This is a genomic window from Alicyclobacillus kakegawensis NBRC 103104, assembly GCF_001552655.1.
GTDB classification, from domain to species: Bacteria; Bacillota; Bacilli; order Alicyclobacillales; family Alicyclobacillaceae; genus Alicyclobacillus_G; species Alicyclobacillus_G kakegawensis.
The window spans coordinates 1-22,156 of sequence record NZ_BCRP01000033.1 but is presented as its reverse complement, the minus strand read 5'-3'; the positions used below and the strand labels follow the sequence as shown (position 1 = coordinate 22,156).

Below are 22,156 nucleotides of genomic sequence, written 5' to 3'. Positions count from 1 at the left end.
GATCAAGGCCATTGGTGATGACATATCACAGAAACAAAGTGGCGTCTTAGGATTCACCATTTCGATTCACAGAGAGCAAAGTCCAGAGCGTGTCCCTACGTCGATGACTCGGACACGCTCCTAGACAGCGAGCCTCCTTCAATCCTTCACATGTCTCCCTTCCCCTTTACTCGCTGAACGATGATTTCATGTCCACCACGACATCCGCGCTGGCTGGCTTCACAAACCGCGATGTCCGAATGCGTTCCTGAAGCAGCGCTTCGTATTCGTCGGCGTCAAACGGGACGCTCACCATCTCGCCCTTCCACGACGACAGCATGATGCCGTTGGCCAGTGTCAGGCCGCGGAGGCCCTCTGACGCATGGGCCACCAAGTCGGATGATCCGGTGCGTATAGCGTCCACAAATCGCTGTGTGACGACGGCGTGCCCGGAGGGCTGCCCGAAATCGACCGGAACCTCGGTCTCAACGCTTTCTACATTTGCAAAAGCCTGTTTCGTCTCCTTCAAGAATTGAAGCGTGGACACGCGATTCCTTTGCAGGATTATGCGAGACCTTTCACACACGATTTTTCCATTCTCCCCCACCACCTCCAGCCTGTTGGTTCCTGGGGATTCGGCTGTGCTCACGATGAAGTGACCAATCATGCCATTGTCGTGTTCGAAGTAAGCCGTCACCTCATCTTCCACCTCAATGTTGTGATACTTCCCGATGTTCGCGTGGCCGCTGATGCGGGCGGGGAGGCCGAACAGCCATTGATACATATCCAAGTTGTGGGGGCACTGGTTGGTCAGGATGCCACCCCCTTCCCCGGCCCAGGTCGCTCGCCAACCACCGCTGTCATAGTACGCCTGGGATCGAAACCAGGCCGTGTTGATCCAGGTAACGCGCATCAGCCGTCCCAGTTCGCCGCTGTCGAGAATCTCCTTCAACTTTCGGTACAGGGGAAGCGTCCTTTCCTGGAACATGATGCCAAAGACCAGATGCGGGTGACGCTGTTTGACTTCCTCATACGCTGCTATCATTTTCTGAGCGGCGTTCACGTGGACCGCCAACGGCTTTTCGCACAGCGTGTGAATGCCATTGTGCAGAGTTTCGATGGTAATGGGAGTGTGGTCGTAGTGGGGCACGGCCACAATCACGGCGTCGACTCCCGCCTGTTCTATCAGATCCGTATGGTTCACGAAATACCCTTTCGCGCGAAACCGGTCCGCGCACGCTTTGGCCTTTTCTCCATCTACGTCGCACACGGCCGTCAGCTCGACGCCGGGCATGGACTGCAGGTACTGCAGATGCGTCATGCCGATGTTGCCCAAGCCAATCACGCCCATTTTCACCTTGTCCGGTGTTGCCATCTTCATCGCTCCTCACATGAATGGAATCACGTCGGGGAACGCCCATCCCTCACCGAGCACGCGCCTTTTCATAGGCTTGAAAATAGCCCTCCAGCACCTGCCGGTGGTTGGGCAAGGCCGTGTGGGCGTCGGCAATTTCGGGGTGCCACTTTCGTTCCCACTCCACACAGAACCAGCCATCATAACCGTCATTCAGGACTTGCTGGACAATCTCCTGGACAGGCACCTCCCCCTCGCCAAACGGGACCAACTCCCAATCCTCCCCTTTTCTTCGTGCGTCTTTCAGATGGACATGGTGCAACCAGTCATGAAGGTTGCTGAGTGTGGTCTCCACCGTTTCTCCCATTCGGTAAGGATGGTGAGTGTCCCACAACGCTTTCACGTAGGGGCTGTCGACCGCGCGCAGCACTTCGGCCACCCGGAATGAGGACGAGAAGTCATCGTGGGTTTCCAACAGCACATACACCCCCAACTCCTGCGCCCTGCGGCTCACCTGGCGGAGCGCATCCGCCACCCACTGGTTGACCTCCCGTATCGAAGTCGTATCGGCCAACTGGGGAGCCGTTCCGCCAAACGTGCGGACCATCGGCGCCCCGATTCGATCCGCCAGCTCCAAGTACCGCAGCAGGTCGGCTACATTCTGCATCCGCTCCGCCTCGTCCGCCATGGCAAAGCGCGTGGACGCGCCGATGCCCACAATCTTAATCCCTCTCGTTCTGGCTGCGTCGGCGATGAGCTTCGCTTCCGCCGCATCGACGTCCGCCGGGATGACGTCTCCATGCAGGAGCCTCAGTTCCACCCCTTGATACCCGTAGCGCGCCGCGTTTTCAAAGACTTCCTCCACTGACCATTCCGGGCAGGCCAGATTGGAATACGCCACTTTCATGTTCAACACCTCGTCTCGTGTGGAGTGATCCAAAAGTTTCGCCCGGTTCCATTGGCAATCCATCTCTGCCGGCAGCAATGTGAAGGCCAAAGGATGAGTGACCATGGCGCCCACCTCCCTTGTCAACCGCCTCCATGACCTAGCCGGGCGAAGTTTACCCTTTCACCGCCCCACTGGCCAATCCGCCGATGATATACTTCTGGAATATCAGGAAGATAACCATGATCGGTAACCCGCTGGTCAGGCTGGCCGCCATGAGCTGTCCCCAATACACATCACCTCCCGACTCTCCAGAAGACACATAAGCTTGCAAGCTCACGGCCACCGTGTGCGTCTCGGCAGAGGTCAACACGCTGGCAAACAGGACATCGCCCCACGCGAGCAAAAAGGAAAAGACAAATGTGACGACCATCCCCGGCAACAACAGCGGAAAGACAACGTATCTCACAACCTGGAGACGAGTGCATCCGTCCACAAAGCCTGCCTCTTCCAAGTCCGCCGGTATCCCCGACATATACGAATACAGCAGCCAACAGGCAAAGGGCAGAGCAAACGTCATATACGTGAGGATGATGGTGAAGTATCGTCCGACAAGGTGAATGGATATGGCGTCTTGTATGACCACAATGATCACAAACAACGGCAGCAACAGCATCACGGACGGGATCGTCTGAATGGTGATCAACGATAGCATGAAGGTCTTGCGCCCGCGGAACTGAAACCGGGCCAAAACGTATGCGGAACCGAGCGCGACCAGTGTAGCCAAGAGACCAGCCAGGCCTGAGATGATGACGCTGTTGCGGATTCCCTGCGCCAGGTGCACGGTTGGCCACATCTTTGCATAGTTTTCAAACGCCCAGTGGCTGGGCCACAGAGAGCCGCCGCCCACTTGTGTGTCCGGGGTCAGCGAAATAAGGACGATGTAAGCAAGAGGTATCAAGATAAACAGGGCTATCAAGGCGATTCCGACAGCTCTCAGCGTGTTCCAGAACCTCTGTTGTGCCGACATGCTATAGCTCATGATGTGGCCTCCCCCAAGCGCAGCATCCGAATGTAGAACACTGCTGGAATCATCATCAGAATCAAGGTCATCAAGGACATCGCCGCCCCAAGGCCAAAGTTGAACGTCTGGAAGGACGTGATATAGACGTTCAGTGGCAACACATCCGCCTGCGGCGATGGAGGAGTCCCGAACATGATAAACGGCAAGGTAAAATTATTGAAATGATTCAGTGTAGACAACAACAGGGCGAGTCCGAGCACGGGCCGCAACATAGGCAGTGTGATGGAAAAGAAACCGCGGACTGGCGACGCGCCGTCGATGTTGGCGGATTCGTACAAATCGCTGGATATCCCCTGCAAGCCAGCCAAGACCATGAGGTACACAAAGGGCCATGAGGACCACACATCGGCCACCACCATGGCCCAGAAACTCCTGGGGCCGATAAGCCAGAACGTGTCTTTGTTGGCCAGGTGCAACCCGGCCAGGACTTGGTCAATCAGTCCCCAGCCGTTCATGAACAGCATCCTCCAGACTATCGCGTTGACAAAGACCGGCATCACATAGGGAACCAGGAACAGAGTTCTGACCCACCGCCGGCCACGAAACGGCTTGTTGACAAGCAGAGCGGCGATGATGCCGATGGGTGTGATGAGAATGGTCGTGGCCACGGAGAACGAGACACTCACCCAAACGCTCTGTAGTGCGGAAGCTCCCAGCGCATTCCCCTGGCGAAAAGCGTCCGCGTAATTCTCCAATCCGACGAACGGGGCGCTGGTCCAGTGGGCTATCGTGTACTGATTGAGCTTCGTCAGACTCGCGTATACACTCACGGCAAAAGGCGCAACCACGATAATCAGCAGCAACGCCACACTGGGAAGCATCATCCAGTATGGGGGCCTCTGCCACATGGACATGCGCTTTCGACGCACGGCACCGGGGGGTGCCGTCGTATACGCCGTACCAACGGTGTCAAGCGGCACCTGCGGACTGGACATTGTCTCCATCCCTCCTCACCCATGACGAAACTTCATCCAGGATAACCAAAGCCTCATTGCTGCAGCGAAGATTGGGCTTGTTGATTGGCAGCTTTCAGGGCAGCCGAAATGTCGCCGTCATGGTACGAATGGGTTGCGATTGCATTGGCGATTTTGTTGGACACGCCGCCGTAAACCACCTCAATGTTGCCCCACGCCGGTGTAAAAGGAATGGGGTACGCGTGGTTCTCCGCTGCAACGAAAGCCTTGATGACCGGCGTGTTGAGTTCAGGGTTGTTCTTGTACGCGTTTACATTCACGGGCATTTGGCCATATACGTTGTACATCTCGTTTTGCTGCGGCACATCGGTGAAGAACTTAATCCATTTCAGCGCAGCCTGATACCGCTCTCCAGTCACGTACTTGGGAATGACGAAATCGTTGCCAGACACGAAAGTCTGGACAGGTACTCCGCCTTGAGGCAACGCGTTCATGCCGTAAGGAATCGTCGGCATGGGGGCGAATGCATAATCATCCTTCACGGCGGACGACTCCAAGGATGGGATGAGTGAGGTCCCCTGCATCACGAGCATGGCCGCATGGCCATTCTCAAACGCGCGAAGTTCATCAGTACCCTTGTTGGTCATATCATTGGGCGAGGCTATCTTGTACTTTTGCACCCAGTCAAACCAAAAAGTTAAACCCTTAACGGCCGCTTCCGAATCGAGTGTCGCCCGTTTCAAATCCGCACTGACAAAGTCACCGCCGAACTGCTTGGTCAAGACCCAGCCGACATGCCAAGGGTCGAAGGAATCGGCCGGGTCTATCGCTGTGCCCCATTGATTCTTGGCCGGATTTGTCAGCTTTTGCGCGTCTTTCACAAACTCCGTCCATGTCTGGGGAGGAGACTGAATGCCCGCCTCCTTGAAGAGCTTCTTATTGTAAACAAGCCCAAACGGGACCATTTCCCAGGGAACGGCGATGTAATGACCTGAACCAGGACCCGACATTTTCAGCTGAGCGGGAAAGAACTTCTGCAGCCCCCCAATCTTGTCCCAATCTTGTTTGCTCAACACGTGGAACCCATTCATGGCGTAAGCCGTGGGTACAAACGTTGTCCCGATGTCGAAGATGTCAGGCCCCTGTTGGGTTGCCAGCGAGGTTTGCAGGGTCGTGTTCTCCTGAGAGGCTGAATCGTAATAGGTGAATTGAATTTTGATGCCTGGGTTCTTCTGCTCGAATTGACTAGCCAACTTGTTCAGGAATTGTTCCTGGGCCTGCGGATTCGCCGTGTATTTGGACGTAAATATGGTCAGCGTCATGGAAGTTGCATGGCCCGCTGTATTCTCTTGCGTGCTGCTGGTATTGGACTGGGAGCCACATGCCGACACGGTCGTCCCGAGGGCCACCATCGCGACTGCGCTCAAGAGTTTTGCTCTGTTCGATGCTTTGCTCATCCTTCGTTCCCCCTTAAACAACATTTAATTTTAATTATTTTGAATTAAACTACTGAAAAAGCAGATTCACATAATCAGATCCGTCATCCAGAGGCCCCCTTCCGCAGTCGCAGACTGGTTGGCTATTGCTATGGTGTCTTCCCTGCCCTGCGCGCCAAAGCTATCGGGTGATCTGCTCCATAAACCCGTCGATTCCCAGAGATGCGGCCCCAATGACCACCGTGTTTTCCCCGTTGTCGGACACAATGAGGTTCAGCTGATCCACCAGTTTCGCCGAGCATCGAGTCTGTAAAGCTGTCTCCACCATAGGGCGGATCCACCTGGCCAGCGGTGTAATCTTGTTGCCAATGATGATAGCCTCGGGATTGAATATATTTACAATATTTGATATGCCGATTCCCAAGTAGTACGCGATGTAATACAGTCCCTCAAGGGCCCAGGTGTCCTCTGCTTGCGCGGCCTGAACCACAGCATGGAGGACATCCGGGTGGTACTCTGGCATGACGTCTTGCACATGGTCCGCCACCTGTCTATACAGTGCCTTGAGCGATCCGTACATTTCCCAACACCCTGTCCCGCCGCACGAGCACTTGAGTCCACGCGGCTCCACGACCATGTGCCCCAGTTCCCCGGCGAAGCCTGCGGCTCCCCGCTGCAGCTGGCCGTTCATGAAGATGCCCACGCCGATGCCAGTGGAAACGCTGACATACACAAAGTGTCGAAACCGCTTGGCAACACCGAACAACTTCTCCCCAAATGCGGCCACGTTGGCGGAATTGTCCACGAAGACAGGGATCGAAAACTCCATTTCCAAGTATTGCTTTAGATTGATGGAACTCAGCTGAAGGTTGGGGCTGTGAACGATGGTACCGCTTTCAAAATCAACCAGGGCCGGCACTCCAACCCCGATGGCCACCACGCCCAACGAAGAACCGGCATCCTGGCTCAGAGCCTCGTGGATACAACCCACCACGCTGGTTAAAACCTCGTCCGTACTGGTATTATTCAATTCCCGTTTTAACTCCCAGACGATTTGTCCTTCTAGGTTGGTCAGGGCCACATGGATGTAGTCCACGTAAACCACGAGACCAATGACATAGGCGCTGTCGGGCACAAATCCCAGCAGGATTGGGCGCCGCCCCACCGCGGAAGTGGCATTTCCAATCTCCGCCACCACGCCTTTTGATATAAATTCACTTACGATGGAAGAGATCGTCGCCTTGTTTAAGTGTGTAATCTCGGCAATCTGGGTTCTTGAAATCGGGTACCGAGTCCGAATCAAGTCCAGTACAACCCGTTTATTGTATTCTCTGGTCGGTATGACCTCCCAGCCTTGCCTGACGAACATAGATATCAGTCCTCGGGTCCCTCGATTGGTTTTCGCAAACCGTTGAATTGGTTTACATGGTAATACAAATAGGTTGGCACCCACAATTCCAGTGAGTCCCAAAAACGAACATTGACCAATATGCTTGCTTTATATTCTGAAAATAAATCCTTCTGTCTCGATGAGGTGTTTGTTTTCTCAAGTAAGCACCAAGCAAAGACCTGCCACTGAAAAACAAGACAGGCAAGGCATCACCGGATGCCCCTCCGTTCATTCTTCGGCAAGTTGAAAACCCCGCCGTCTGGCGGGGCTTTTGACGTATTCAGGTATTCAGATGGCCTTGAAGACAATTGTTGTAATTATAGAATCCCCGTCCAGTCTTGCGCCCCAAAAATCCAGCGTGAACCATCTTTCGGAGTAATGGACATGGCCTGTACTTTGGATCCCCAAAATTCTTATGCAATACTTCCATGACTCCCAAGACCGTATCCAGCCCCGCGAAATCTGCAAGTTCCAACGGACCCATTGGCAGGTTGGCTCCGAGCTTCATGGCGGTATCCACATCTTGAGGATCCTCTCCTTCCATGACCATAAACATCGCCTCGTTCCACATCGGGACAAAAATCCGGTTCACCGTAAATCCGGGCGAGTCAGGAGCCTTTATCGGGGTCTTGTTAAACGTCCTCGCGAGCTCGACGACAGTATTGAACGTCGCTTGCGAAGTTCGCAGTCCCTTGATCACCTCCACCAAATTCATAACCGGCGCAGGAATGAAGAAGTGCATCCCTATCACCTGCTCAGGACGCTTCGTCGCACTTGCCAGCAAGGTGATAGAAATCGTAGACGTGTTCGAACATAAGATGGTAGCCGGATGGCAGACGTCATCAAGCATCTTGAACACTTGCATCTTTATATCCGTATCCTCGTTTACGGCTTCGATCACGACATCTGCATCGGCACCCGCGGAATAGCTGATGGACGGCACAAGGCGGTTCATGTACGATCGCATTTGTTCCGTAGAGAGCATATCTCTCGCCACTTTTCTCTCTAACCGCTTTTGAATGGAACGCACAGCGTTCTCCACCCTGTCTTCAGACACGTCCACCAATACCACAGGATATCCGGCTTCAAGGGCCACTTGTGCGATGCCGCTGCCCATGATCCCCGAACCCACGATCATGATTTTGTCCACCATCATTCAATCTTCTCCCGAAAGATGCCTTCATCCATCAATTTCAGACTCGGCGAAATGACAGGTCTAAACTCCATCTGTTCAAGGATGTCCTTCTCCAGGTCAACCCCGGGGGCGATTTCGGTCAGAACCATGCCCTCCTTGCCTAATTCGAAAACAGCCCGCTCTGTTACGTACAAAACTGGTTTTTGAAGCCGAGACGCGTAACTTCCGCTGAACGTAATCTGAGCCACGCGGTTAACAAATTTTTTGTTTCTCCCTTCATGGACTATCTTGAGGTTTCCATTGTCCACAGTCACATGAAGCCCCCCGTTTGTGAAAGTCGTACAAAATACGACCTTCTTTGCGGGTTGGGTCACATCGATGAATCCTCCGCAGCCGACCTTGCGGCCCGCGAATTTGCTTACATTCACATTTCCAACCTGATCGATCTCCGCTGCGCCCATAAATGTGACGTCCACACCGCAGCCATGATAATGATCAAACTGGCTGGCGTGATCCAGGATGGCATCGGCATTCACGGTGATTCCAAACTCGTTTTTCCCAGCGGGAACACCGCCGACCACTCCCGACTCGACGGTCAAAATCATATCGTCGAGGAGGCCCTCCTCGGCGCTAACCGGACCAATCACATCCCCAGGAATGCCGATGCCCACATTGACAATTGAGTTTTTTCCCAACTCCTTTACCGCCCGTCGGCCAATAATTTTGCGTATATCGAGTGGAAGCTTAGGGATATCCCCAACCGGAACGCGTATATCTCCAGAATACTTTGGATCATACACTGCATTCGGGACCTGGCGGTGATCCAGTTCGGGATTGTCCGCTATGACGACATAATCTACGAGATACCCAGGAATGACGACGTCCTTCGGATGAATAGTTCCATACTGCACAAGATGCTTTACCTGCACAATGACCTTTCCACCGCCTGCCCTTGCCGCTTGGGCAGCGGATAAGAGCTCAAGTTTGAGCGGTTCTTCCTTCGTACTCACATTGCCCCTTTCATCAATCGCTGTCCCTCGAATCAAGACGTAATCGAACGAGAGGCCTTTGTAAAAAAGGTACTCTTCCCCGAATATCGAGATGAGTTCCACGGGGCTATAACCACTTTGTTTGGCCCTTTCGTTAAATTTCCCACCTTCAATTCTCGGATCCACAAACGTCCCGATGCCAATTTGCGAAAAGTGCCCAGGGAGTCCGTTGGCAATGGTTCGAAATAAGTGAGTGAGCTGGCCCTGTGGCAGACAGTACGCTTCCACAAGGTTGTTTTCAATCAAAGTTCGCGTCTTGGGCAACAATCCCCAATGGCCGCCGATGATGCGAGAGATTAACCCTTCCAACGCGATATGCTCAAGCCCGTTTGTACTATCCGATTGTCCTGCCGCATGGAAAATAGTCAGGTTTCGTGGATGTCCTGACTGTAAAAACGAGTCACGAATGGCTCTTACAACCGCGTCACATTGCCCCATACCGCCAAACCCTGCGAATGCAATCGTGGCATCGTCCGGTATCATACGCGCCAAATCCATTGGATTCACGAACTCCAATTCAGTCACCCCTTATTGCCGAAGCCGTGGTGCGCGTGAGTAGGCAACCAAAATTAGGAGCAAAGTCAAGCCCTGCACAAGTTCGCGAACGCCCTGCGGGAGGCCGACGGCCACCAGGACGCTGGTCAGCATCGTCAAAACAATTGCCCCCAATGCTGCACCAACCAGCGTCCCTTCGCCGCCGGCCAACTTTGTCCCACCAATCACGACGGCCGCAATCGACAGCAGCGTGTAGTCGCTCGCCATTTGCAATTGGGCGTTTCCCGTGTATCCGACGAGGATCAAGCCAGCCAAGGCACCGATAACCCCGGAAATCATATAGGTCACGGTGACAGTACCACGCACGGAAATTCCCGAGAGCAAGGCTGCATTTCTATTGCTGCCGATAAGGACCAACCGCTTTCCGTATGACGTTTTGTTCATGATGATCCCGAAAGCGACCAGGATGACAATTGCCAAGACCAACAGCCAGCGGACGGGCCCCACTATCGGCTGTCCGACTGCCAAAAGAACATTCGGGATGGCACCCGATGGCTGCCCCTTCGTGTAGGCCACCGTAAACCCATTCACGACCGAGGTCATAATGAGCGTCATGACAAGCGGAGGTATCCCAACCCATTGAATTCCAAATCCATTGATATAACCAATGGCTGCGCCAATCAGGACAAGTAAGACGACAGCGATTGGCAAACGGCTGGCTTCGCCATGAATGAAACTGGCTCCAAGCAGAGCGCCCATGGACATGACCGCACCTACAGAGAGGTCAATTCCCTCGCCGCCCGATACGATGACCATTGTTTGGCCAACCGCAGCAATGGCTAAAATACTCGCTACCGCCAGGATATTGCCGATGTTGTTGAAATCAGCGAAACCTGGGCTGATGACTTGACCTAAACCAAGCAACACAAGACTGGCGATGACGGACGGGAGGTATACGTTGTTTCGCACTATCGACCAACGAAGTCGCTTATTTGGAACACTTACAATCCGTTTTGCCTGCTGTTCTACCAGTTTGAACACCTCCTAAGAAACCAATTTTGATTTTCGCGAGAGGGAAACAGATCCTATGACGCCAAGCAGGACGATGACACCCGAAACGAGATCCTGGTAAAACGGCGGTACATGCGCAGCCAACACAGTAGTTGAAACCAGCCCGAGGAATAATGCCCCTAAAATTGCGCCGAAAGAATCGCCACGGCCACCCATGAGAGAAATGCCCCCGATGACACACGCGGCAATCGCATTGAGTGAAATTGGCAGCCCGACCAACGGATCCCCGCTCCCAACATTTCCCGTAAGTGCGATAGCGCCGATTCCGGTCGCCAATGCAGCAAACACGTAGGTAAAAAACTGGAGCCATGCAACCGAAATGGCCGAGGCAAATGCCTTTCGCTCGTCGCATCCCAGAGCGTAGATCCAGATGCCAATAGGCGTCTTGGACAGAAACAGCCAAAGAAGCCACACAACGGCGATGAAGTAGACAGGCGTCGGAATGCCTAGCCAATTTCCGTTATACCAGGTGACAAAGTCCATCGAGGCTTGGCCACCGGGGGTTGGCATGATCCATAGGGCAACACCTGCAGCGACCGACGATGTTGAAAATGTTGTCAACAATGGATTCACTCTCAGGAACGCGATTACGAATCCGTTTAATGCACCCACTCCCACACCAACCAACACGGCGAGCGCCGCTGCAGGGAAGACGCTCCATCCGTATCCCTGCATGGTGATGAATACGACATTCACCAGACAGACAATGGAACCCAAAGAAATGTCAATTCCCCCTCCGAACAGGACCACGGCTGAACCAACCGCTGCACACACCAAGGGAGCATAAGATCCAAGAAATCCAGACAATGAAGACATTGTCAGAAATCCCGGTGTGAATACGGAGTTGATCAGGGCCATCACAATCACTAGCACCAATACGGGGAACGTTGTCCATCTTAAAATATTCATTCAAACCGCTCCTCTTGGCACCGAAGCTGATATGATGTTTTCTGTCGTGATATCTAAGCCTGTCAAGACTCGCACGATGTTCCCTTCATACATGACCAGGATTCGCGCCGACGGCGCCATGTGAGCCAGTTGTACAAGTTCTTCATCATCACTGGAGACGAAAACGACGCTCGAACCTTTCTCGATTAAACGGCACAGCATGTGGTGCACGTCCAACCTGGCCTGCACATCGATGCCTTTAGTGGGATCGTCAGCCAACAAAATTTTGGGATTTGTAACCAACCATCGACCAATCACGACCTTTTGTTGGTTGCCCCCACTGAGTGTGCGAATCGGTTGTTTTGCACTCGCGAACTTCACTCCTTGTTCACGCAGGACCGCATCCGCGGCAAGTCCCGTTTGCCCTATCACAAGCTCCTTGACAGCGGCGAGGTTTTCGGAAAGAGAGCGAACTGAAAAGACACCTTCTTTTTCCCGATCCCCTGAAATAAACGCCATGCGTGCGGCAACAGCCTTGCGAGGACTCGACACATGCAAATCCTGTCCCTCAAGTTTCAAGTGCACCGGACCTCTCATGCCGAACAAGGTACGCACCAAGTCGGATTGACCGTGCCCCTGCAACCCTGCTATACCTACAAATTCTCCTGGTTGAACACGGAAATCAAATTGGGTCCCAAACCGGGATAGGCGAAGTTGCGGTGCCATCAAGAGTGGAGGGCCATCCGCAATTGCCACTGAACCCGTATGCGAATGGATGACGTCAGTTACGTCACGACCACTCATCATTGACAGCAGCTCGTTTTCGCTTTTCTCCTGAATCCCCACGGTAGCGACCGTCTCTCCATTACGCATTATGGTTACCGAGTCACAGATGGAATAAATTTCAGCCATTCTGTGCGAAATAAACAAGACTGCCGTGCCGTTTTCTTTCAAACGAAAAAGCATCTGTTTCACCAATTCGACCTCTTCGCGATACAATGCCGAAGTGATTTCATCAACAATTAAAATCTTGGGTTTTTGGATCAACGCCTTTGCGAATTCAACCATGTACTGCTCATTCGAAGCCAATTCGGCGACGGTCTTCCCGATGAGATGTGACAGGTTCAGCTCGTCCATCACCTGGCGGCTGATATGTTTGACTTTTGCCCTGTTCGTAAAAACGCCTATGCTACGCGGAATGTCGCACATCAATAAATTCGTTTCGACAGTGTGATTTGTAAATAAACTTAATTCCTGTGATGTAACGACAATCCCCAGCCGCTTGGAATGGCGAGGTGAACGGATGGAACACGTCTTATCAAACAATTTGATTTCACCTTGGTTGGGTCGAACAACACCGCCAAGGATTTTGGCCAGCGTGCTCTTTCCGGATCCATTTCCTCCCAGAATAGCTCGAATCTCCCCCGGCCGAACGGAGAGGCTCGCATCACAGAGTGCATTTACGGAACCAAAAGATTTCTGAATGCGCCTACACTCAAGAGCATTCACGTTTGGCCCTCCTGTTCACTGGCCGTGCAGGCTACCCCAAGCAGCCTGCACGGCCACGATATTCTATTTATTGAAAGAACGAGTCCACCTGCTTCTGCGTGAGGAAAGCATCCAGTGCGGCACCGTCGGGTTTGCCCTTGCCAAGCTTCACAGCTTCCTCCAGACTGATCGACTTTGTAAATTTCAAGTTCTTCATCCACGGTGCACTGGGATCGGCATTTTTCGTGACCACATAGGGCGGATCAATCAGAATCGTATTTTTCAGATTCGGATTTAACGGGTTTGGTTGGAGTGAATCGGACTTCAACTTTTTCCCCTTCAAAAGGTCAATCGTGAATTCAAGAGCGTCCGCACCAACTCCGGGCGCATACGATACACCTATGGAATCCAGATTTAGCATTGAATTCCATTTACGCAGGAATCCGAAAGTATAGTCCCCTGTCATCACTGGTGGCGTTGCATTCGCATCCTCATAGGCCCTGAGAACGCCTTCAGCCATAACGTCCTGCTCCAAAATTCCGTCGATATTTTTGTACGTTGACAGCAACGTGGACATGGAGGACTGAGCAGTCGCTTCATCCCACTTGCCGGGCACAGAGGCAAGAACTTTGATATTCGGGTATTTGCTCAAAACGTCTTTTGCAGCATTTTGACGAATGGTGTCTGCAGTGTTCCCGGATAGCCCCGTGATTTCGACGATTTGTCCTTTGCCCTTTAATTGATTCGCAATCCATTCGGCTTGAATTCTCCAGAACGCATCATTGTTGCCGACGACGGCATACGTACCGGAATAGGCCGCCGGGTCATTCGTGATGACAACAAGGATTCCTTTCGCCTTCGCCTTCGCAATGATTGGACCGAGAGACGTCGCTGATACCGGATCGATCATCAAAGCGTCGACGCCGGAGTTGATCATTGTATTGAGTTGACTGATTTGTTGAGAAACGTCCGCATTGGAATTGGCAATTTGTAGACTCTTGATTGTACCATCCGCTTCGAGCGGCTTGGCGGCGTTTTTGACATCCTGCACAAATTGTGATCTCCACGTATTGCCGAAATAACCGTTGGCGAAGCCAATGACGAACCCGCTTTTTTTACCGTGACCCCAGGTTGGCGTAGACCCGGATCCTGCCGTCGAGACATTCTCAGAATTTCCTGCTTGCGACGTTCCCTGGTTTGAAGAAGCTCCACAAGCTGACACAGAGAGAGCGGCCAATACAGCGCTTACAGCGGACAGCAAGAGTTTCTTTTTCATGCGTGTGTACCCCCTAAATGTCATTTGAGTGATGGAAACCCACAGGTCTGATACTTTTGGATGCTCGGCTCATGACCTGGTAATATGCGATCGGCAAGTTGCCGTACTCGCTGCATGCTGGAAAAGATGTCTTTGGTGCTGGTCAATATTCCGGCCGGAATATTCTCCCTGATATTGACAAGCAGATTGGCTACATCTCCAGAGATGCACAGCCGGCCTTCCTCCGTTTTCACCAGAACGGATTGGTGCCCTTCGGAATGACCAGGAGTGGGAAATACCTTGACGCCTGGAACCACTTCGGCGTCACCTTGGACAAAATTCCAAGAAAAATAATCTACAGAATCAAAAAGTTCAGGCAAGTAGATTCCTGCTTGGCTTGGAATGGGGCTATGCGCGGCCGCCCACTCCGCTTCTTGCACAATGAAACGGGCTTTTTTAAACACTTTGTTATTCCCGCAGTGGTCATAGTGAAGGTGTGTGTTGATCACAATATCGACATCATCCGGCCCCCATCCCAGGCCTTCCTTCAATGCCGTAACAATCTGTTCGTCATCCTCCTGGCTGCAGGGAGCTACGTGATTCCGCACCCACTGTGCATCGTGAATTCCTGTATCCACGAGGATGTTATAACCACCCCCGTAGATGGCCACTGCCCACATGGGGATGACCATGGATTGTCCGAAATCCTGATTGTACGTGAGCGTGGACTTTTCAACGGTCAATTCCCCCATTTTGAGCGCCATAACCTTCCACGTTTGCATCATGCATCCCACTCCGTTTCATAGACTAAAGAACCATGCCACCGCCAACATTGAGAACTTCACCCGTGATATACTCGGCTTCGTCGGAAGCCAAAAACGCAACTAGATTGGCCACATCCTCCGGCTTCCCGGCCCGTCCCAATGGAATTTTGCTGATCATGATGTCCCACACCTTGTCCGGAACACCTCTCGTCATTTCGGTATCAATGAATCCCGGGCAAATCGCATTCACAGTAACGTTGTATTTAGCCAGTTCTCGAGCGGCCGTTTTGGAAAGTCCCACGACACCGGCCTTGGAAGCTGCGTAATTGGCTTGTCCAATATTGCCGAGCCAACTGGCGGAGGCGATATTAATAATCCGGCCAGACTGCTTTTCGCGCATGAGCTTGGCAGCAGCTTGCACGCAATGGAAGGTCCCCGTGAGATTAACCGAAATGACTTGCTCCCATTGTTCATGTGTCATCTTGTGAAGCATGGCGTCACGATTAATCCCGGCATTGTTAACCAAGACATCGAGAGTTCCGTATTCCTTTATCACCGTTTGAAATAGCGCATCCACCTCTTCTTGTTTTGCGATGTCGCACGGTACGAAAACAGCTTCTCCCCCGGCCTCCCGGATCAGGGAGACAGTCGCGGTGCCATTTTCTTCGCTGACATCAACAACCGCTACTTTTGCCCCTTCCTTGGCTAACTTCACCGCTATGCCTTGGCCAATTCCCCGGCCAGCGCCTGTAACAATCGAAATCTTATCTTGTAAGCGCATAATGATTCCCCTTTTCTATAAAGTCCCTTAAACCAAAAGCCGTGGGCAAATAGACGGATGGATGGGTCTGTTTCAGGTCTTCAGCAATTTTTGGCGTGAAATCCATTTGACCGAGTATGTCCTTGTTCAAATCAACACCCGGCGCGATTTCCACGAGCTCCCAACCCTCGTCCGTCAACTTAAACACAGCCCGCTCAGTTACGACCAGAACATGCTGCCCCCTTTCCAACGCCAATCTCCCGTTGAATGAAATTTGTTCCACTTCGTTGACAAACTTCTTTTCAGACCCTTCGTTGCATATCATGAGTCGTTGGTCTGAAACGTCGACCTTCAGGCCACGAACCGTGAATGTTGTACAGAAGATCACATTTTTGGCGAACTGCGTAATATCAATGAATCCCCCGGCACCCGTTGAACGCCCAGAAAATTTCGTTGAATTCACATTTCCATGGCGGTCCACCTGACCCACACCCATAAAAGTGAAATCAACCCCTGTGCCATTGTAAAAGTCGAACTGGGAGGTATGTTCAATCAAGGCCTCCATGTTCTTGGCAATCCCGAAGTCAACTCCACCCAAAGGAACACCGCCGTAAACCCCCGACTCAACGGTGATGAGGATATCGTCGGACAATCCCTCTTCAACTATCACGCCGCCAATTTCGTCATTTGGTATACCTGTGCCTAAATTGATGATTGCGTTTCGCTTTAATTCCATGGCGGCACGGCGGGCGATGATCTTTCTCGCACTCAGCGGGGTAGGTTCGATAGTGTCAAGCGGGACACGAATATCACCGCTGTATGCCGGATCAAAGTAGAAACTCGAGGTTTGTCGATGGTCTGCTTCCGGATTGTCAGAGACGACAACCACATCCACGAACACCCCAGGGATCCCAACCTGTTTGGGATGAAGAGTTCCCTTGGCCGCGACACGTTTGACTTGAACGATGACGATGCCGCCAAATCGCTTTGAGGCAAGCACTGCTGGGAGCACTTCCAGTTTCATTGCTTCGTCTTCAAACGTTATGTTTCCGTTCTCATCTGCGGTCGTGCCGCGAATCAAACAGACGTCAATGGGCACCTGGTGATAAAAGAGATATTCTTCGCCTTGAAACTGGACGACATCGATTAAATCCGGCAGTTCGCGCGTGCGCGCGTTCATTTTCCCTCCCTCAATGCGTGGATCGATAAAGGTTCCGAGGCCTACCTTGGACAGATGTCCTTTAAGACCACTCCCCATGTCTCTCAAGAGGTGCGTCACCTGACCCTGGGGCATGCAATACGCTTCCACCTGATTTCTGGATATTAATTCCATCCATTTGGGAGCCAATCCCCAGTGAGATCCAATGATTCGTTTGGTCATGCCGACATGCGCGAAGTGTTGAATGCCCCGATCTCGATCAGACTGACCCGCAGCATGAAAAAGTGTCAAATCGCGGGGATGTCCGGTCTTCAAAAATCTTTCTTCCAGTGGCTTCAGTACACTTTCGGAAGCACCGACCAAAGTCATACCCACCGTCAACACAGTATTTCCGTCTTTGATGAGTTCCGCGGCTTGTGACCCATTTAGAAATTTTGGACGCATGCTGCCTACCCCTACTGACAGTTTTCAAAAATGGTCGTAACCCCTTGACCGCCGCCAACACACATACTGACAGCCCCAAATTGAACATTGCGGCGCTTCATCTCGTAAAGTAATTTGACCGTCAATATCCCTCCCGTTGCCCCAATGGGATGGCCCAGCGCGATGGCGCCCCCATTCACGTTCACCTTGTCGATATCGAGTCCCAGCTCGCGAATGTCGACAATGGTTTGCACCGCGAACGCTTCATTTAATTCGAAGAGATCGATGTCACCAATCGACAATCCAGCGCGCTTTAGAGCGATTTGTGTAGCTGGAACCGGACCATAACCCATTGTCGCCGGATCACACCCTGCAACGGCAAAACTTCTTACCTTCAGCAAGGGTTGTAATCCCATCCTCTGTGCTGTGTCCGCCCCCATCAAGACGACAGCGCCAGCCCCGTCGTTGATCCCGGAAGAGTTTCCCGCCGTGACCGTGCCACCTTCTATAAAAGCTGGTTTCAGCTTGGCCAGCTGATCCAATGTGACATCTCTTGGGTGTTCATCGACCGCAAACAATGTCGTGGATTTTCCCTTTTTCACTTCAATCGGCAGAATTTCTGATTTAAATTTTCCGGCTTGAATTGCCGCCGCGGCGCGCTGTTGCGTCAAGACTGCCCATTCATCCTGTTCTCGCCGACTGATCCCAAATTTCTTTGCCAAATTCTCGGCGGTCACTCCATTGGGATACGGGCCCATCGGCCACGTTAAAATCGTCAGTAGACCATCTTCGAACTCCCCATGCCCGAACCGGTACCCAAATCGCGCCTTCCGAACATAATACGGAAGCTGATTCATATTCTCTGTCCCGCCCGCGACAATCACATCGGCGTATCCGGATTGAATTTTCAACACAGCGGAATTGATGGCTTCAAGACCGGATCCACACTGACGGTTGACCGCATAGGCGGTGGTCTCTAACGGAAAGCCAGCTTTGAGAGACACCATTCTGCCTAAGAATCCGCTTTCGGCGACCTGGCCAACATTCCCCACAATCACTTCGTCGATGCACTCTGGCGGCAGTTCCGCCCTTTTCACAGCTTCCGCAAAAACCATGCCGCCCAAGTCTGCCTGGTGGACATCTGCAAGACTTCCGCCCATTGTCCCGATTGCACTGCGAACACCGCTGACAATCACAACCTCACGCATAATCATCAACCCCTTTACGATTGGGAACGATTCCAAAATTACCTTTACAGATTCACTGTCTCATTCGCTTGTCCTAACCATGCTACCGGGTATACTGAATTTCAGGGAACAATCAACCCACCGGTGATTCGACAGATTTCACAACATACTAGGCACCCCCTATTTGGAATCGATCCCAAAATTGTCGAGCTTACCGTGATCCAACATATCAACCGCCAATATTTTTCATCTTCGCGAAAATGATTAACTGGTTGTGCCTTGCATAGCATCTTTTGGCGGCGGGGCTGTCGTTGAGCGAACCACCAACTCTGGCATAAAGGTGATGCGCTGCGTGAACTCAGCTTCGCCGCGAATTCGCTGCAATAAAAACTCCATCGCGGTCGCACCCATTTGATAATGCGGTTGTCTCACCGTCGTAAGGTCAATCGGCGCCACCCTCGCGTACGGCAGGTCATCGTACCCGACAACGCTCACATCATCAGGTATCTTAACTCCCTTCCGCAGAAATACATCAATCACTCCCAGGGCCATAAAGTCATTAGCGACAAATATCCCTGTCGGTCGATTCGATTGCGCAATCCACCGCTCTGCAAATTGCCGCCCACTCTCCAGTAATAGATCCCCCTCCACTATATCGCGTTCCATACATTTTATTCCGTGATCTTGGAGGGCCTGTTTGAATCCCGCAATGCGCTCTTGACTGGCCGTGGACAGCGCTGGTCCGGATAAATGCGCAATGTGCGTGTGACCTAGTTCAATCAGATGTTTCGTCGCGAGATAAGCACCTTGAAAATTGTCGACGATGACTACATCCGTTTCAAACGATCTCATATAACGATTGAGCATGACAATTGGACACTTTATGTTACGAAGAACAGGCACCAACTCCTGCCCATCAAGGATTGACATCAAAATCAACCCACTGAAACCAAATTGCTGGGCCCCCTGGAGGTAAAACAATTCCCGGTCGATGTCGTAGTCTGAATTGAAGAACACGACCATATACCCGGCTTTATGGGCCACATCTTCGACTCCCCGGGCAAGCTCGGCATAAAAAGAGTTACGAATATCCCCAACGAGCAGTCCAATCATGTTGAGACTACCTTTTACCAATCCTTGAGCTATCGGGTTGGGTCGATAGTTTGACTTCCGAATAACTTCCTCCACCAATTTCCGCGTTTGGGGCTTGACATTGGGATGCCCGGTCAACACTCGCGATACAGTCGACCGCGATACCCCTGCTAGTCGGGCAATCTCATTGATGGTGAGTCCTTCGCGATGACCTGCCATATACCTTCACACCTTCAATTTTGGGAACGATCCCAAACGCCCACGCCCCAACTATACATTCTCCAAAGTTAATTGTCAATGCACTCTCACAATCTCATTTGTTCGTGACAAACGATTTCCGCCATGAGGGAATGAAAAAGGTCCCGACCCACCCGTTGTCGGCTGGTCGGGACGCATCCTGTCAATACGACGGCAGCGTTTTTACCGCCCATTTCCGTTTGGTACTTGATGTTGCGGCGAAGTGCGTTATTGAGGAACCTTGTGCGGCGGCCCCGTTGAACCCCGAACCACCAGTTCCGGTATGAGAATGACGCGTTTTCGCGTGTGTTCTTTGTTGCGAATTTGCTCCAACAACAGGTTGACAGCCTGGGCGCCCATATCTGTCATCGGTTGGGATACGGTCGTGAGGGCCGGATTGACAAGGTGGGCCAGAATGGTGTTGTCGAAACCGACGACAGAAACATCTTCTGGAACGTGCAGTCCTTTGTCACGAATGACCTGGATGGCAGAAATCGCCAGCAAGTCGTTGGTCGCAAACAGTGCGGTGGGCGGGTCCACTCGGCTAAACAGCTTGTTTGCCGCCTCCCTGCCCGCCTCAATGGACGATTCCGAACTCACTATCAGGCTTTCGTCCACTGGGATAGACCATTCATGGAGCGCGCTCTGATAGCCTCGAACCCGTTCCCATCCGCACTTCAATGGCTCCGTAATTACGCCGATTCTTTGGTGGCCAAGCTCCAGAAGGTGTTTTGTCGCTATGAGACCGCCGATGAAATCGTCTATGGATACGGTGTCTACAAGAATATCCGGGATGTCGCGCGCAATAAGTACCACCGGAATTTCTTCTTCAATCACCATTTTCACGAGATGGGTATCCTCCTGGAATCCGGAGGCGATGATGATTCCGTCCACCATCTGTCTTTTCAGCAATCCCAGGTACTCTTCCTCACGCTGCGGATTGTAATCCGTGCTGCAAATGATCGAGCTGTAATGGACCTGACGCGCATTCGACTCCACCGATTTCGAGATGGCGGCAAAAAACGGGTTGTTCAAGTCAGGGATGACGATACCTAACACATACGTCGATTTCCCGGTCAGGGCCATGGCCGCATTGTTGGGTTGGTACTGCAATTCTTTCATCACTTTAAAAATGCGCGCTTTGGTCGCTTCCCCAATTTTGCCACGACCATTCAGGACCTTCGACACGGTGGAAATCGACACACCGGCCCGCTCCGCCACGTCGTAAATCGTTGGCTTCATCCCAGATGCTCCTTGTAGGTTCAATGCCCCAATCGAACTACTTTATCCATGTGTGCTTCGCATCGCGTTGAAACACCCATGTACGAGTCGGACCTGCCATTACATTCAGATAGTATAGATCATATCCGGGAGGGGCTCCAACCATATGATACCCCCGGGGAACGAGAACCACCTCTCCGTTGCGAGCGACTACGGTCTCATCAAATCCCCTCTCTTCGTCGTAGACTCGCTGGATGCAGAATCCGTGCGCTGGATTTATCCGGTGGTAATAGGTTTCTTCCAGATACGCCTCGTGCGGCAAGTTGTCTTCGTCATGCTTGTGGGGAGGATAGCTCGACCAGTTCCCGTTTGGTGTGTATACTTCCACCACGAGCAAGCTGTCCGCCGCGTCCGTATCGGCAAGGATGTTTTGAATGTACCGCTCCATCGCACCGTGACCGCGCGTTTCCGTTTTTACGTCTTCCGGTCGGATCACACGGCTCGGGTAAGTTCCCTTCCCGGGGGCTTTGCAGATGGCCAGCTCCGCATCTTCCACGGCCTCAATCCGACAAACCTCATCTGTGGTCAAATAGAGGGCATGGGGGGGTATCCGTTCAAAAACGGTCTTCCGTCCCCCAATCACGGGCGTTTCAAAGCCCTTGGTGTACGCGAGAACCTTCCCGGACAGAATGACGATGCAGACTTCGAGATCGCCGGTTTCTATATGGAACGTCTGCCCGGCAGATAACGGCCGGACTTCAAAGTGCACATACTTCCAACCTACGGACTCGGGCGTCAGGGACAGCCACTCGCCCTTGCCATCGGGTGTAGGTTGCGGGCGGACGATGAGATTGCTCATTGAAACGGCTCTTCCATTCATTGCAATCGC

The 22,156-nt window shown here is 52.4% G+C and carries 19 protein-coding genes; all 19 read right to left on the bottom strand.

Translation table 11 applies throughout. The features are described 5' to 3' along the window. Positions 1 to 166: 166 nt before the first annotated feature. A complete protein-coding gene (locus AK2_RS15290; RefSeq protein WP_067936592.1) occupies positions 167 to 1,354 on the bottom strand; it encodes a Gfo/Idh/MocA family protein in 1,188 nt (395 codons plus the stop codon). 49 nt (positions 1,355 to 1,403) lie between these two features. Continuing rightward, positions 1,404 to 2,345: a sugar phosphate isomerase/epimerase family protein gene (locus AK2_RS15285; protein ID WP_067936588.1), complete on the bottom strand. Its 942-nt coding sequence runs from the start codon at positions 2,343 to 2,345 to the stop codon at positions 1,404 to 1,406. Positions 2,346 to 2,394: 49 nt separating this feature from the next. Next, positions 2,395 to 3,261, bottom strand: coding sequence for a carbohydrate ABC transporter permease (locus tag AK2_RS15280; RefSeq protein ID WP_067936584.1), 867 nt, complete (start codon positions 3,259 to 3,261; stop codon positions 2,395 to 2,397). Continuing rightward, a complete protein-coding gene (locus tag AK2_RS15275) occupies positions 3,258 to 4,238 on the bottom strand; it encodes a carbohydrate ABC transporter permease (RefSeq protein ID WP_083521279.1) in 981 nt (326 codons plus the stop codon). Before AK2_RS15275 ends, AK2_RS15280 begins: the two co-directional genes overlap by 4 nt. Before the next feature lie 53 nt (positions 4,239 to 4,291). Further along, complete coding sequence (locus AK2_RS15270; protein ID WP_067936580.1) at positions 4,292 to 5,674, bottom strand: ABC transporter substrate-binding protein; 1,383 nt, start codon at positions 5,672 to 5,674, stop codon at positions 4,292 to 4,294. Positions 5,675 to 5,834: 160 nt separating this feature from the next. Continuing rightward, a complete protein-coding gene (locus AK2_RS15265) occupies positions 5,835 to 7,022 on the bottom strand; it encodes an ROK family protein (RefSeq protein ID WP_067936577.1) in 1,188 nt (395 codons plus the stop codon). Positions 7,023 to 7,323: 301 nt separating this feature from the next. Next, positions 7,324 to 8,199: a 3-hydroxyacyl-CoA dehydrogenase family protein gene (locus AK2_RS15260; protein WP_067936573.1), complete on the bottom strand. Its 876-nt coding sequence runs from the start codon at positions 8,197 to 8,199 to the stop codon at positions 7,324 to 7,326. Then, the gene (locus AK2_RS15255) at positions 8,196 to 9,725 is read right to left on the bottom strand and encodes an acyl CoA:acetate/3-ketoacid CoA transferase (RefSeq protein WP_067936600.1); all 1,530 of its coding nucleotides are present in this window, start codon (positions 9,723 to 9,725) and stop codon (positions 8,196 to 8,198) included. The genes AK2_RS15260 and AK2_RS15255 overlap by 4 nt, the downstream gene beginning before the upstream one ends. A gap of 30 nt (positions 9,726 to 9,755) precedes the next feature. Continuing rightward, complete coding sequence (locus AK2_RS15250) at positions 9,756 to 10,763, bottom strand: ABC transporter permease (protein WP_083521277.1); 1,008 nt, start codon at positions 10,761 to 10,763, stop codon at positions 9,756 to 9,758. 3 nt (positions 10,764 to 10,766) lie between these two features. Next, a complete protein-coding gene (locus tag AK2_RS15245; RefSeq protein ID WP_067936566.1) occupies positions 10,767 to 11,702 on the bottom strand; it encodes an ABC transporter permease in 936 nt (311 codons plus the stop codon). After that, positions 11,703 to 13,190: a sugar ABC transporter ATP-binding protein gene (locus AK2_RS15240; RefSeq protein ID WP_067936563.1), complete on the bottom strand. Its 1,488-nt coding sequence runs from the start codon at positions 13,188 to 13,190 to the stop codon at positions 11,703 to 11,705. 67 nt (positions 13,191 to 13,257) lie between these two features. Continuing rightward, positions 13,258 to 14,445, bottom strand: a complete 1,188-nt coding sequence (locus tag AK2_RS15235; RefSeq protein WP_067936558.1) for an ABC transporter substrate-binding protein — start codon at positions 14,443 to 14,445, stop codon at positions 13,258 to 13,260. A 20-nt stretch (positions 14,446 to 14,465) separates the two neighbouring features. Further along, positions 14,466 to 15,209, bottom strand: a complete 744-nt coding sequence (locus AK2_RS15230; protein WP_067936555.1) for an N-acyl homoserine lactonase family protein — start codon at positions 15,207 to 15,209, stop codon at positions 14,466 to 14,468. A 22-nt stretch (positions 15,210 to 15,231) separates the two neighbouring features. Beyond that, on the bottom strand, positions 15,232 to 15,969 hold the full coding sequence (gene fabG / locus AK2_RS15225) for a 3-oxoacyl-ACP reductase FabG (RefSeq protein ID WP_067936551.1): 738 nt from the start codon (positions 15,967 to 15,969) through the stop codon (positions 15,232 to 15,234). Beyond that, entirely contained in the window at positions 15,953 to 17,551 is a 1,599-nt protein-coding gene (locus AK2_RS15220) for an acyl CoA:acetate/3-ketoacid CoA transferase (RefSeq protein ID WP_067936547.1), read from the bottom strand. The genes fabG and AK2_RS15220 overlap by 17 nt, the downstream gene beginning before the upstream one ends. Positions 17,552 to 17,562: 11 nt before the next feature. Continuing rightward, complete coding sequence (locus AK2_RS15215; RefSeq protein ID WP_067936544.1) at positions 17,563 to 18,738, bottom strand: thiolase family protein; 1,176 nt, start codon at positions 18,736 to 18,738, stop codon at positions 17,563 to 17,565. A 243-nt stretch (positions 18,739 to 18,981) separates the two neighbouring features. Beyond that, positions 18,982 to 20,028 carry a LacI family DNA-binding transcriptional regulator gene (locus AK2_RS15210; RefSeq protein WP_083521276.1) on the bottom strand — a complete coding sequence of 349 codons (1,047 nt, stop codon included), beginning with the start codon at positions 20,026 to 20,028 and terminating at the stop codon, positions 18,982 to 18,984. Between the two features lie 246 nt (positions 20,029 to 20,274). Continuing rightward, positions 20,275 to 21,288 (bottom strand): LacI family DNA-binding transcriptional regulator, encoded by a 1,014-nt coding sequence (locus AK2_RS15205; RefSeq protein ID WP_067936537.1) that lies wholly within the window; start codon positions 21,286 to 21,288, stop codon positions 20,275 to 20,277. A gap of 37 nt (positions 21,289 to 21,325) precedes the next feature. After that, a partial coding sequence (iolB, locus tag AK2_RS15200) for a 5-deoxy-glucuronate isomerase (RefSeq protein WP_369406158.1) occupies positions 21,326 to 22,156 on the bottom strand: 831 nt, incomplete at its 5' end.

Coding starts and splice junctions, on each gene's coding strand:
- AK2_RS15270 (WP_067936580.1), bottom strand. CDS start 5,674: ATGAGCAAAGCATCGAACAGAGCAAAACTCTTGAGCGCAGTCGCGATG.
- AK2_RS15235 (WP_067936558.1), bottom strand. CDS start 14,445: ATGAAAAAGAAACTCTTGCTGTCCGCTGTAAGCGCTGTATTGGCCGCT.
- AK2_RS15255 (WP_067936600.1), bottom strand. CDS start 9,725: ATGGATTTGGCGCGTATGATACCGGACGATGCCACGATTGCATTCGCA.
- AK2_RS15245 (WP_067936566.1), bottom strand. CDS start 11,702: ATGAATATTTTAAGATGGACAACGTTCCCCGTATTGGTGCTAGTGATT.
- AK2_RS15275 (WP_083521279.1), bottom strand. CDS start 4,238: ATGTCCAGTCCGCAGGTGCCGCTTGACACCGTTGGTACGGCGTATACG.
- AK2_RS15265 (WP_067936577.1), bottom strand. CDS start 7,022: ATGTTCGTCAGGCAAGGCTGGGAGGTCATACCGACCAGAGAATACAAT.
- AK2_RS15210 (WP_083521276.1), bottom strand. CDS start 20,028: ATGGCAGGTCATCGCGAAGGACTCACCATCAATGAGATTGCCCGACTA.
- AK2_RS15230 (WP_067936555.1), bottom strand. CDS start 15,209: ATGATGCAAACGTGGAAGGTTATGGCGCTCAAAATGGGGGAATTGACC.
- AK2_RS15280 (WP_067936584.1), bottom strand. CDS start 3,261: ATGAGCTATAGCATGTCGGCACAACAGAGGTTCTGGAACACGCTGAGA.
- AK2_RS15205 (WP_067936537.1), bottom strand. CDS start 21,288: ATGAAGCCAACGATTTACGACGTGGCGGAGCGGGCCGGTGTGTCGATT.
- AK2_RS15260 (WP_067936573.1), bottom strand. CDS start 8,199: ATGATGGTGGACAAAATCATGATCGTGGGTTCGGGGATCATGGGCAGC.
- AK2_RS15285 (WP_067936588.1), bottom strand. CDS start 2,345: ATGGTCACTCATCCTTTGGCCTTCACATTGCTGCCGGCAGAGATGGAT.
- fabG (WP_067936551.1), bottom strand. CDS start 15,969: ATGCGCTTACAAGATAAGATTTCGATTGTTACAGGCGCTGGCCGGGGA.
- AK2_RS15220 (WP_067936547.1), bottom strand. CDS start 17,551: ATGCGTCCAAAATTTCTAAATGGGTCACAAGCCGCGGAACTCATCAAA.
- AK2_RS15215 (WP_067936544.1), bottom strand. CDS start 18,738: ATGCGTGAGGTTGTGATTGTCAGCGGTGTTCGCAGTGCAATCGGGACA.
- AK2_RS15290 (WP_067936592.1), bottom strand. CDS start 1,354: ATGGCAACACCGGACAAGGTGAAAATGGGCGTGATTGGCTTGGGCAAC.